This window comes from Ancylobacter dichloromethanicus (genome assembly GCF_018390645.1).
In the GTDB taxonomy this organism is placed as follows: domain Bacteria; phylum Pseudomonadota; class Alphaproteobacteria; order Rhizobiales; family Xanthobacteraceae; genus Ancylobacter; species Ancylobacter dichloromethanicus.
Genome location: NZ_JAHBGC010000001.1, coordinates 1 through 10,680 on the forward strand (window position 1 = coordinate 1; position 10,680 = coordinate 10,680).

Below are 10,680 nucleotides of genomic sequence, written 5' to 3' on the forward strand. Positions count from 1 at the left end.
CAGCCGTCTGCATCGCGGCCACCGTCAGCTACTGGTTATGAGTCCCGACCCTAAAATACGAGACACCTCCTCTTCCCGCGACCGAGCGAAGGACGATCGGCGATGGACCGCGCAGCATGACGGGGTTTGCGGCCCTGGCCGGGGCCACCGGCGTGCGGGCTGTCCATACGCTTCGGTTGAGCCGCCGTGGGGGCATACCGTTCAAGGCCGCCGCCATCTTCGCCCCGGTCCCCTTCAACGCCTCACTTCCCGCCGTGCCGGCGCTGAAGGTCACAACGACCGCCCTCGTCATCTCTGGCCTGATGCTGGCGCCGCGGCCGGTCTCGAAACCGGCTGCGCCTGCGATCTCGCCAACAGAAGGAACACCTTGATGCTACGCTTCTACTTCCACCCGACGCCCAACCCGATGAAGATCGCGCTGTTTCTCGAAGAGGCGGGTCTTGCCTATGAGATGATCCCGGTCGACACCAGCAAGGGCGAGCAGCACACGCCGGCGTTTCGGGCGATAAACCCGAACGGCAAGGTGCCGGCCATCGTCGACCCGGAAGGCGCCGGCGGGCGGGAGGTGAACGTCTTCGATTCGACCGCCATCCTTCTCTATCTGGCGGAAAAGACTGGCACATTCCTCGGTCGGCCGGAAGACCGGCCGGAGATGCTGTCCTGGCTCATGTTCCTCGGCAGCGGGCTCGGGCCCTTCTCCGGCCAGGCCGTCCATTTCCAGTTCGCCGCGCCGGAGGGCGAGGCCTATTCCACCAACCGGTACCGGCGCGAGGCCGAGCGCCACTACCAGGTGCTGAACGATCGTCTTGCTGGACGGGAGTTCATCATGGGCGACGCTTATACCATCGTCGATATGTCGGCATGGGGATGGCTCGACCGTGCGGGACGCGTGCGCAAGGGCGAGGATGACCCGCTCGGCGCCTTCCCCAACCTCAAGCGACTGTTCCAGACGATCGACGCACGGCCGGCCGCCGCGCGGGCGCGCGAGATCGGTAGGGATCACCCGTTCAAGAAGACCAGCGACGAGGAAGCCAGGCGCGCCCTCTACCCCTCGAACTATCCGCCGGCCGCGTGAACGGCGCCGGCCTGCGACAGGGTCCGACGCCACAGCGCGCACCCGCCAACCTCAAAATCCATGACAATGAAGCGGTGACACCATGAAGATGGAAGACAAGCGCGTTCTGATCACCGGCGGCTCCAGCGGCATCGGCCTCGCCCTTGCCGGCGCCCTTCTCGCCCGGGGAGCGCATGTCGCCATCAGCGGCCGACGGGCCGAGCGCGTCGCGCAGGCCCTGGAGGAACTGAAGGCGCAGGGTTTCAGTGCCCATGGCATCGTCGCCGATGTGGCCTCGGCAGAAGGTCGCGCCACGACGCTCAAGGAAGCGCTCGCCGCGCTCGGCGGTCTCGACGTCCTCGTCAACAATGCCGGTGGCGTCCGTGCCGGACGGCTCGAGAATACAGCCGAGGCCGAACTCCAGGCGATGATCGACGTCGATCTCGTGGCGCCGATCCTGCTGACCCGTGCCGCCTTGCCGGCACTGCGGGAGAGCGGCAATGCGACGGTCGTCAATGTCGCTTCCGGCATCGCCCTGGTCGGTGCGCCATTCTATGCCACTTATGCCGCCGTGAAGGCCGGCCTCGCCCGCTTCGGCGAGTCGCTTCGGCGCGAGCTGAAGGGTGAAGGCATCCACGTGCTCACCGCTTATCCCGGTGCAACCGACACGCCGATGATGGCGTCGAACCGCGCCGGCGCGGACCTCGGCTTTGCCCGCGAGCCGGCCTCCGCCGTCGCCGAAGCCATTGCCGTCGGCATCGAGGCGGAGGCGTTCGAGGTCATCCGAGGTGGCGAGACGCGCGCGCAGATGATCACCCTGAACCGTGACAATCCCGCAGCCATCGACGAACGTTTTCTTGGGCTGAAGGCGGCACTGGAAGAGGCCGTGGGAAACCACTCGGCACTGTGAAGCAGGCGCTCCAGGGCACATGCGCAGGGGAAGGACGTGCTGGGGGAATCGTCCCCCAGCTACGGGCTTGCCTTATGGCGTGATGGAAGGCACCGGGGGCGGAGCGCTCGAAGAGGGTGTCGCGACATACACGCGCCACGCCGCCGGCTCGGTCTCGGCCAGACGATAAAATGGGCTGTCCGCGAAAGGATCGCGCGCCCAGGCGCCGTCGCGGGCGGTAACCAGGACGACATCGCAGCCATAGGTCCTGGCCAGCGCACGCATATCGCCGGCTGATCCCTCGCCGGCGAAAACGCGCAGGAACTGGTCGGATATCGCGCCGCGCCGTTGCCGCGACAGCGGCGCGAAGGCGATCGCCAGTTCGTTGCCGGCGAAGCAGGACCGACGATCGGCCATCAGCGCCCAGGAAATATTGACCGGCCACGGCGTCATGGTGGCGAACAGCGCGGGATTGTTCACCACTCGCGCCCCCGCCGGCGCATGCCGCCGCACCGCCGCCCACATGGCGGGCGCCCGCGCGAACCAGGCGGCGTCGGAGGACACCTCGCCGCGCGCATTGCCGGCGGCGATAACGCCGCCGCCCACCAGGCTCGCCGCGAAGCCGGCGAGCGCGAGGCCCGGCACGATTCGCCCGCGCCGTTCCATGAGGCGCGCGAGACCCGCCCCAGCCGCCGCCGTCAGCACCATGAGCCCGGGCAGCACCGCGCGCCATCCGAGGTCGTTATTGTCGCCCACCGTGCTGACCAGCAGTCCGCTCGCGGCGAGGCTGACCAGCGTGAGCAGCCCGAGCGCCCGCGCCTCCCGGCCTGAAAGCGTGCCCGCATCACCCCGCGCGGCCAGCCACCAGAGCGCCACGGCACCTGCGGGATAGATCAGCGGGAACTCGACCACCAGCAGCACCAGCCAATAGGCCGGAAGGTCGAGCCACCGCCAGAAGCCACCGGCGGCGCCATCGGCGAGAACCGGGAAGGGAGAGATCGCGACGGGGCTGCCCCCACCGCGCATCACCCCGGCATGATATTGCTCGACCAGAAGCGGAGCGGCGAACAGCAGCGCCAGGGCTGCCGCGCCGAGCACGGCGAGAAGGAAGCGCGGCAGGCCACCCGGAGGGACGCTGCGCAACAGCAGCGGAAGCAGCGCCAGCATGGCGAGGGCCAGCACGACGCCGCCGACCCAGATCGAGCTTTGATAGGCCCCCGCGACCATCAGCCCCATCACGATGGCCGTCAGCGCCCTCGGGTTTGTGGCCAGCCTTACCGCCACAAGCGCGGCAATCACCAGCGCACCGGCGGCCGCGACATGGTGCGGGCTCCAGCTCGACTGGAACAGCCAGCCGGCAAAGCCGGTCGCCGGACGCAGGATGTGGCCGAGCGCCTGCGCGCCGAACAACGCTTCGAGCATCGGCCGCAGCGACCCGCCGCAGCACAGGGCGATGGTGAACGAGGCCGCGAGGCGCGAAGCGGTGAGGTGCAGCGCGAGCCCCGCCATCAGCATCAGCGTCGAGAATGCCGTGAACCAGCTTGCCGCGGCATCGGCCTCCCACCCGCGGGCACCGGTAAGGCTGGCGAGCTGGGCGGCGCCGAAGTGCCAGAGATAGTAATAGGCGACGCCTGCCGGCTCGCCCGGCGGGCCGTAGAACGGATTGACCGGCGGCATCCCGTCCCGGACCATCGCGTCGATGAGCGCGATCTTGGAATGATCGAAGATCGCCGGGGCGAGCGCGATGCCCGCTTGCGTCTCCTTCGGCACCACCGCCATTGCCGGCACCAGCGCCACAATGGCGGCGGCGAGGAAGAGCCAGAACGGCATGGCGGGCGTGTCGTCGGGCGGCGCGACGACGCGCCGGTCGCGCAGCCACCAGCCGCCCATCATCAGAGCCAGTGCACCCACAGTGGCGACGACCAGCGGACCGCCCACCCACCGCGAGATTTCAAGCGCTAAGGCGTTCAGCACGGTCCAGCCGAGAGCCGGCGCCAGCGGCAGCGCCAGCGCGCGGCCGAACCCGACAGCACGCCCCAGCACATAGCCTGCGCCCGTCCACAGGACGAGACCGGCCGCGGCGGCCAGAAGGGTCGATCCGAACGAGAACATCACGGCTCCCCGGCCGCACGGCCGGGCCCGCGAAGCCGAAGCGCGCGCCCCTTCAAGACCCTCACAGGCCGCTGAACCAGTTGAAGCCCTGCTTCTCCCAGAACCCTTCCTGATAGGTGTTGGTCACCTCGATCGCCCGGACCCATTTGGGGTTCTTGAAGCCCAGCTTGACGGCGGTGCGCAGGCGCAGCGGCGCGCCGAACGGATCGGTAATCGGCTCGCCGGCATATTTGGTGGCGAGGATGGTCTGCGGGTGCAGGGCGGAGGCCATGTCGATGCTCTCCATATAATCGTCCTGTCCGTGGAAGGCGACGTATTTGGCCGTCAGGTCGGCGCCGATCCGTGTCAGGAACTGGCGGAGATTGGGGCCCGACCACTGGCCGATATAGTCCCAGCCCTCGACGCAGATATGCTTGATGATCTCTTCCTGCTCGGGAAAGGCATAGATCTGGTCGAGGCTCCACGGCCGCTTGTCGGCGATGAGCCCGCTCAGTTCCAGCTTCCAGCTGGCGAGGTCCACCGGTTTGACGTCCTCGATCTCGTAATAGGCGTTGAAGCGCGGCGGCTTGACCACCTGGTCGACGGAATAGGTCGGCGCCAGCTTGTTCGGATCGAAGATCCTGGCCTGCACCCAGTCATTGAAGGACGAGACCGTGCGCAGCGCGCTCTGCACCTGGCTCTGCTCGGCGATATTGCAGCCGGTGAGCATCGACAGCGCGCCGAGGCTGACGGCCCCGCGCAGCAGTTTGCGCCGGTCGATATCCTCGATGAGCGCGCGGTGTTCCGTGAGCAGGCTCTGGTCCGGGCCGCGGCGCGGGCGGAACAGCGAGGTCGGGCGTCGAAGGATGGACATGACTCGGTCTTTCACATGTTCGAGGCGGGGGCCGACGACGCGCGGGCGGCTGGGTCGTCGTCGACACGCGGGCCGCCGGTGATCATGGCCAGCAGCGTCTTCGGCACCAGCAGGGCGAGGGAGACATGCACCACGATGAACAGGCAGATCGCGACCATGCCGAAGAAATGGGCCAGCCGCGCGCCCTGGAAATCGTAGAACAACGCGGTCAGGAACGAGAACTGCACCGGCTTCCAGATCGCCAGCCCCGAGATCACCTGCAGGATGATGACCAGTATTACCCCGACATAGAGCGTCTTCTGCACGGCGTTATAATGGGTGAGATCGGCGTGCTGCAGGCGGAAGCGCAGCGCGGCCAGCGCCTCGCGGATGACTTCGCGCGGCGAGATCGGCAGCAGAAGGCGGCGAAACCGGCCCGAGACGAGGCCATAGATGAGATAGGCGAGCCCGTTCAGCCCAAGAATCCACATACCGAAAAAGTGCCACTGCAGGCCGTGCTGGGCCCAGGGGCCCAGCGTGATCGCATCGGGAAAGTGGAGAAACCCGAAGATGACTTCGTCATTATAGATCTTCCAGCCGCTCATGATCATGATGACCATCGCAATCGCGTTGGTCCAATGCATGATCCTCACGACCGCAGGGTGCATGCGCTTCATTTCAGACCCTCTATATTGTCAAATTTTGCAGATAACGCAAAATATACTTGATGATTATCAAAATCATCACTACATGTTCATCCGAACCACCTAAGGAGGCCGCCATTATGCGCCGTGAACTTTCCTGTCTTCTTCTTGGGGCCTCGCTTCTTGGGGTCTCTCTTATCGGCGGCATGCCCGCAGCCGCCCAGGCCGAAGACCCCAAGCCGATGCGCGCGGAAGGTGGCGCGCATACCCAGCCCGGGCCGGAGCAGGACGCGCTGACGCCGCAGCAGCGGATGGAGCGGCGTTTTCCGCAGAAGGTGCGGGTCGGCGACCTGATCGGCCTGCCGATGCAGGACTATGACGACCGCGTGCTGGGCCATGTGAAGGAGGTCGTGCGCACCCCCGACGGCCATATCGTGCTGGTGATGCCGTTCGGCGGCTGGTTCGGCTATGGCGGCCGCCCGGTCGGCGTACCGATCGAGACCGTGGCTATCCTCGGCCGGCACCTGAACGTGCTGGACCTGCCCCGGAAGGACTTCCCCAAGCTGCCGACCTGGAAGGATGGCGAGGGAACGCCGATCCCGCCCGACGACATCATCCGGATCGCCATTTCGCGTCGCTGAACGGCGCCAGCCCTTCGGCCGCGCCCCACAGCTGGAGGACCGCGCGCCCGTCACAGGTCGCGGCCCTCCAGCCGGGCGATGAGCGTGCGCACCTGCCCGATGGTGGCCAGACGCCCGCGCTCGACGGCCAGCACCCGCCCAGCCATCAGCGCCCGATACTCACAGCCGGCGCGCCGCGCCTCGTCGGTGATCGTCTCGAATTCGGGAATATGGGCGAGGCCGAGAATGCGGCGATGGATCTCGATCCCGGCGAAGCCGACCGCGTCGCGCCAGATGCCGTCAAGCATCGTGTTCAGGGCGAGTTCGCTGCCGATCGCATCGGCCTGGTCCTCGAACAGCTCCCGGCCACCGAGAATGCCCCCGCGCTCACCATGCCACAGCCGCGTGAACTCCTCGGCGAAGGTGGTCCAGATCGTCTCTGCGGTGTCGAGGATCCAGCCGCGATAGGCAGGCATGGCCTCGTCGTCGGGGCGAAGGCCGGGCAGCGCGAAGACCGCCATCCAGAGATTGGCGAGCAGCGAGCCGATATCGAAGCCCATCGGCCCATAAGTGGCGAATTCCGCGTCGATGATGCGGGTGTCAGCCGCGCAGACCATGATCGACCCGGTGTGCAGGTCGCCGTGCAGCAGCGTCTGCGCGCTGCCGCAGAAGCGCGCCTTCAGTTCGAGGGCGGCCAGCTTCAGCTCGCGGTCGGCGCGGATGGCGGCGACGGCGCTGTCCAGCCCCGGGCTATGGCTGTTGCGCGCGCAGTCATGAAACGGATCGGTGAAGAACAAGTCCTCGGTGATGCCGCACAGCTCCACATTGCCGGCAAACAAGGCGAGATCCGCCTTCCGCCGCGCCGTTTCCATCGCCCAGTCGGACCCCCGGAACAGCGTCCGAGCGAGATAACGCCCGAGTTGCCCGGCCATGAGCGGAAAACGCTCGCCCGCCATCAGGCCCTTGCGCAGAATGACGTGGGGCCGAAGGTGCTCCATGATCTGGATCGCCTGGTGGCGGTCGAAATAATAGATTTCCGGCAGCCGGCCGGGATCGCGGCGCCCCAGACGCAGCAGCGCCTCCTGTTCGAAGAAGGACCGGTCGAGCGACATCGGCCAGCTTTCGCCGACCACCCGCGCATAGGGCAGCGCCTGCTTGACGACCACCGATCCGGCCGCCCCCTCGACGATGAAGACGAGGTTGAGATTGCCGTCGCCGATCTCGCTGACCCGCCACTGCGCGGGCGGGCCGATACGCGCCGTCATCTGCGGCAGCCCCCCCAGCCGGTCGGCAAGAGTGTCGGCCTGCAACGGCTCGTAAGGCGAATGAGTGAGCATCCCGGTCTCCGCATCGCTGGTGCGAAGGCCGGCAGAATCCCTGCTGTGCCTCGCATAAGCGGTACGGCGAAAGGGTTGCGCGCATTACAGAGATCACGGCTTCGTGAAGTGGCCGCCGGCACCCGCCCGCCGCGACACGAATGCGTGAGTCCGTAACAAGCGGCAGCGAAACCGCGAACAGGGGATGAACGCCCTCTCTTGCCTGGGCATCGACCCGAAACCGGAGCGACAGGATGCGCCTTTGCTCACATCTTCTGATAGCGGGAACCCTGCTCGCCCTGTCGGGGCCAGCCTCGGCGATGGAGTTCGTCACGCCCCATCGGCAGCCGACCGTGGTCGAGCTCTTCACCAGCCAGGGCTGCTCCTCCTGCCCGCCGGCGAATGCCAACTTGATCAAGCTGGCGGCGCGTCCCGACGTTCTCGCCCTGTCCTTCAGCGTGACCTATTGGGACTATCTCGGCTGGAAGGACGTGTTCGGCCAACCGGCCTACACACAGCGGCAGGCCGTCTATGAACCCAGGCTCGGCGAAGCCGGTCCGTTCACGCCGCAGATGGTGGTGGACGGCCGTGCTTCCGCCATCGGTTACGACCTGCGGGAAATGCAGGCTCTCATCGAGGCGAGCCCGCCAAAATCAGGACCTGCGATTTCGCTCGGCCGCGAACGCGTCGACCTGGGCGCGGGGCGGCCGGGCCGCACCGGCTCCGATGTCTGGCTGGTCTGGTTCGATCCCGCGACGGTAGAGGTCCCGGTGCGCCGTGGCGAGAACACCGGACGCACGCTTCCCCACAGTCACGTCGTCCATCACCTGGCCCGGCTCGGCGGGTGGAATGGCGAGGCCGTAGCCTTCAGCACGCCCGCCACACCCAAGGGACTGAAGACGGCGATACTCGTTCAGGAGCCCGGCGGCGGGCCGATCCTCGCCGCGGCTACCGACTGAACCTGTTCTTGCCGGGCCCGCGGACTGCCGACCGGGAGGGTCGCGCAGCGAACGGCTGATGGCCTTGGACATCCCCACTTCCTCGGCGAAGTACAGGGCCGAGCCACCGATCGATAATGGCAGCGATCATCCGGGGCACCGCCGAAAACGGGCGCTGGCGTGAAGTATACGACTGTATTGTCCATGGCTGTCGACCGGCGTCTCAAATATCCCTGAAGACGACGTAGGGACCGCAACAGCGCCCGACATTCATCCATGACAATGGAGACTTCCCGTGACGAACTTTTCAAAGGATGAAACGATTCCATCAGAACGGAATATGAACCAAGACGCTTTCGGCGAAATGATCCGCATGATACTTGGCGCGAGCATCGTTCAGGTGATCCGGTACGCCGCTCTGTTCTCGCTCGCCGATCATGCCGAACGCGGCCGGATTACCGCCGGAGCTTTCTCCGTGGCGGAAGGGCTCGATCCCGACTCCGCCGAGCGCTTTCTGCGCGCCTGTACCGCCTTCGGGCTGCTTTCGATGCTGGACGACACCGGTTACGCCGGGACGGAACTGCTGCGGACGCTTCAGTCGAACAACCCACATTCCCTGCGGGATCTCGCCCTGATCCAGGGCGGGCCCGGGCATTGGGCGCCGTGGGGAAGGCTTGACGACGCCCTCCGGACCGGGCGCACGCAAACCGAAGCCACGCTTGGCCAGTCTCTTTGGGATTACTACGCGTCCGACGCGGGGCGCGCCGAAGGGCTTGCTGTTGCTGGCGCCATGGGAGGATCGACGCGCGACATAGATGCTGCCGCCGTCGCAGCGGTTAGCACCACAAATGTCCACACCGCCGTAGACGTCGGCGGCGCCGGCGGCTCACTACTGCAGGCGCTGATGCAGGCCAATCCCGCCCTGAACGGGATCGTGCTTGATCTCCCATCCGTTATCGAGCAGGTGCGCGAGCAACCGCTCGACCGCGAGATCGCAAGCCGACTGTCGTTCGTGCCGGGCAGCTTCTTCGACGCCGTACCCGCGGCAGATCTCTATATTCTGCGGCACATTCTGCACGATTGGAGCGATGCGGAATGCGCGGTCATCCTGCGCAACTGTCGTGCCTCGGCTCGGCCCGGGGCGCACCTGATGCTCATCGAACTCACCATGGCAAGGCAGCCGAGCGGATTTGCCTGCCAGGTCGACCTCACCATGCTGATTGCCGCCGGCGGCCGGGAACGCCAGCCCGCGGAATACGACCGGCTGCTGAGCCAGGCCGGCTTTCGCCTGCTTGGTGCCAGCGCCCTCACGCCAACCCACTCACGGTTCGAGGCCGTCGCCATCTGATGGCGGGGTAGCCGGCAAGCGGCCGCGCCGGTGGCGCCCTGCTGCAATCTCATCCATGGCGAGGACAATGATGTACATTCAACGACGTGCGCTGTTGGCGCTTGCGGGCGCCCTGATGCTGCCCCGCCTCGGCCGGGCCGATCCCCATCCACCATCCGTGCCGCAGGCCTTGGGCGAAAGCCCCGATGGCATACGCTGGGTTACCCTGAGCTCGGGCCACAGGGTGTGGACGCCGCGTATCGGGCGCGGTGCGACGAAAGTGCTGCTTCTCAGCGGCGGCCCTGGCCTGTCCCACGAATACATGCAGTGCTTTGCCGATTTTCTGCCGCAGCAGGGCTACGAACTCTATTTCCATGACCAACTAGGCTGTGGGCTGTCGGATAGACCGAAGGATCCGTCCTTGTGGCGGCTGTCGCGCTATCTTGAGGAGGTGGAGGAGGTGCGCGCCGCGCTCGGACTCGGACGCATGATCATCGTCGGGCACAGCTGGGGAGGCATACTCGGCCTCGAATATGCGCTGCGCTTTCGAGAGCACACGCAGGCCTTCGTGCTCTCGAACATGTCCGCCAGCTTCGCCGACTACAGTTCTTATGTGCGACAGTTGCGGTGAATGATGCAGGCCTCCGTGCAATCCCGCCTGACCGTGCTTGAAAATAATGGCGAGACCGATGGAGCCGAGTATCAGGATCTGATTACGAAATACCTTTATGCACGCTATATCTGTCGGCTGGACCCTTGGCCCGATCCCGTTCAGCGCGCGCTGGAGGGAATCAATCCGGATATCTACCTCACTATGCAAGGACCAAACGAGTTCCTGCCCACGGGAAATCTGAAGACGTGGGACCGTTGGGCCGACTTGTCGAAACTAGGCTCAGGACCTGTTAATTCTGTTTGAGATGTGATTCACGGTCTCCGAGAAGGAGGCCT

At 66.1% G+C, this 10,680-nt stretch carries 11 protein-coding genes; 7 read left to right on the forward strand and 4 right to left on the reverse strand.

Annotation, left to right across the window (positions count from 1 at the left end; all coding sequences use genetic code 11):
- Positions 1–370: 370 nt before the first annotated feature.
- Both KHC23_RS00005 and KHC23_RS00010 read left to right on the forward strand, forming a co-directional pair.
- On the forward strand, positions 371–1,075 hold the full coding sequence (locus KHC23_RS00005) for a glutathione S-transferase family protein (RefSeq protein ID WP_213368027.1): 705 nt from the start codon (positions 371–373) through the stop codon (positions 1,073–1,075).
- 82 nt (positions 1,076–1,157) lie between these two features.
- Entirely contained in the window at positions 1,158–1,964 is an 807-nt protein-coding gene (locus tag KHC23_RS00010) for an SDR family NAD(P)-dependent oxidoreductase (RefSeq protein WP_213368034.1), read from the forward strand.
- Positions 1,965–2,036: 72 nt separating this feature from the next.
- On the opposite strand, the gene KHC23_RS00015 is transcribed toward KHC23_RS00010, so the two are convergent.
- From KHC23_RS00015 to KHC23_RS00025, 3 genes are all read right to left on the reverse strand, one after another.
- A complete protein-coding gene (locus KHC23_RS00015; protein WP_213368035.1) occupies positions 2,037–4,055 on the reverse strand; it encodes a hypothetical protein in 2,019 nt (672 codons plus the stop codon).
- A 61-nt stretch (positions 4,056–4,116) separates the two neighbouring features.
- Positions 4,117–4,908 carry a molybdopterin-dependent oxidoreductase gene (locus KHC23_RS00020; RefSeq protein ID WP_213368036.1) on the reverse strand — a complete coding sequence of 264 codons (792 nt, stop codon included), beginning with the start codon at positions 4,906–4,908 and terminating at the stop codon, positions 4,117–4,119.
- Between the two features lie 11 nt (positions 4,909–4,919).
- Positions 4,920–5,564, reverse strand: coding sequence for a cytochrome b/b6 domain-containing protein (locus KHC23_RS00025; RefSeq protein WP_213368037.1), 645 nt, complete (start codon positions 5,562–5,564; stop codon positions 4,920–4,922).
- 107 nt (positions 5,565–5,671) lie between these two features.
- Here KHC23_RS00025 and KHC23_RS00030 point away from each other — a divergent pair, with 107 nt between their 5' ends.
- Positions 5,672–6,172 (forward strand): PRC-barrel domain-containing protein, encoded by a 501-nt coding sequence (locus tag KHC23_RS00030; protein ID WP_213368038.1) that lies wholly within the window; start codon positions 5,672–5,674, stop codon positions 6,170–6,172.
- Positions 6,173–6,222: 50 nt separating this feature from the next.
- On the opposite strand, the gene mtnK is transcribed toward KHC23_RS00030, so the two are convergent.
- On the reverse strand, positions 6,223–7,488 hold the full coding sequence (mtnK, locus tag KHC23_RS00035; protein WP_213368040.1) for an S-methyl-5-thioribose kinase: 1,266 nt from the start codon (positions 7,486–7,488) through the stop codon (positions 6,223–6,225).
- A gap of 299 nt (positions 7,489–7,787) precedes the next feature.
- On the opposite strand from mtnK, the gene KHC23_RS00040 reads away from it, so the two are divergent.
- The 4 genes from KHC23_RS00040 (at position 7,788) to KHC23_RS00055 (ending at position 10,648) form a co-directional block, all read left to right on the forward strand.
- Entirely contained in the window at positions 7,788–8,426 is a 639-nt protein-coding gene (locus tag KHC23_RS00040) for a DUF1223 domain-containing protein (RefSeq protein WP_246543918.1), read from the forward strand.
- A 274-nt stretch (positions 8,427–8,700) separates the two neighbouring features.
- Complete coding sequence (locus KHC23_RS00045) at positions 8,701–9,753, forward strand: methyltransferase (protein WP_213368044.1); 1,053 nt, start codon at positions 8,701–8,703, stop codon at positions 9,751–9,753.
- A gap of 67 nt (positions 9,754–9,820) precedes the next feature.
- On the forward strand, positions 9,821–10,363 hold the full coding sequence (locus tag KHC23_RS00050; RefSeq protein ID WP_213368046.1) for an alpha/beta fold hydrolase: 543 nt from the start codon (positions 9,821–9,823) through the stop codon (positions 10,361–10,363).
- Positions 10,364–10,648 (forward strand): alpha/beta hydrolase family protein, encoded by a 285-nt coding sequence (locus KHC23_RS00055; RefSeq protein WP_213368048.1) that lies wholly within the window; start codon positions 10,364–10,366, stop codon positions 10,646–10,648.
- Positions 10,649–10,680 lie beyond the last annotated feature (32 nt).

Coding starts and splice junctions, on each gene's coding strand:
- KHC23_RS00005 (WP_213368027.1), top strand. CDS start 371: ATGCTACGCTTCTACTTCCACCCGACGCCCAACCCGATGAAGATCGCG.
- KHC23_RS00010 (WP_213368034.1), top strand. CDS start 1,158: ATGAAGATGGAAGACAAGCGCGTTCTGATCACCGGCGGCTCCAGCGGC.
- KHC23_RS00015 (WP_213368035.1), bottom strand. CDS start 4,055: ATGTTCTCGTTCGGATCGACCCTTCTGGCCGCCGCGGCCGGTCTCGTC.
- KHC23_RS00020 (WP_213368036.1), bottom strand. CDS start 4,908: ATGTCCATCCTTCGACGCCCGACCTCGCTGTTCCGCCCGCGCCGCGGC.
- KHC23_RS00025 (WP_213368037.1), bottom strand. CDS start 5,564: ATGAAGCGCATGCACCCTGCGGTCGTGAGGATCATGCATTGGACCAAC.
- KHC23_RS00030 (WP_213368038.1), top strand. CDS start 5,672: ATGCGCCGTGAACTTTCCTGTCTTCTTCTTGGGGCCTCGCTTCTTGGG.
- mtnK (WP_213368040.1), bottom strand. CDS start 7,488: ATGCTCACTCATTCGCCTTACGAGCCGTTGCAGGCCGACACTCTTGCC.
- KHC23_RS00040 (WP_246543918.1), top strand. CDS start 7,788: ATGGAGTTCGTCACGCCCCATCGGCAGCCGACCGTGGTCGAGCTCTTC.
- KHC23_RS00050 (WP_213368046.1), top strand. CDS start 9,821: ATGATGTACATTCAACGACGTGCGCTGTTGGCGCTTGCGGGCGCCCTG.
- KHC23_RS00055 (WP_213368048.1), top strand. CDS start 10,364: ATGATGCAGGCCTCCGTGCAATCCCGCCTGACCGTGCTTGAAAATAAT.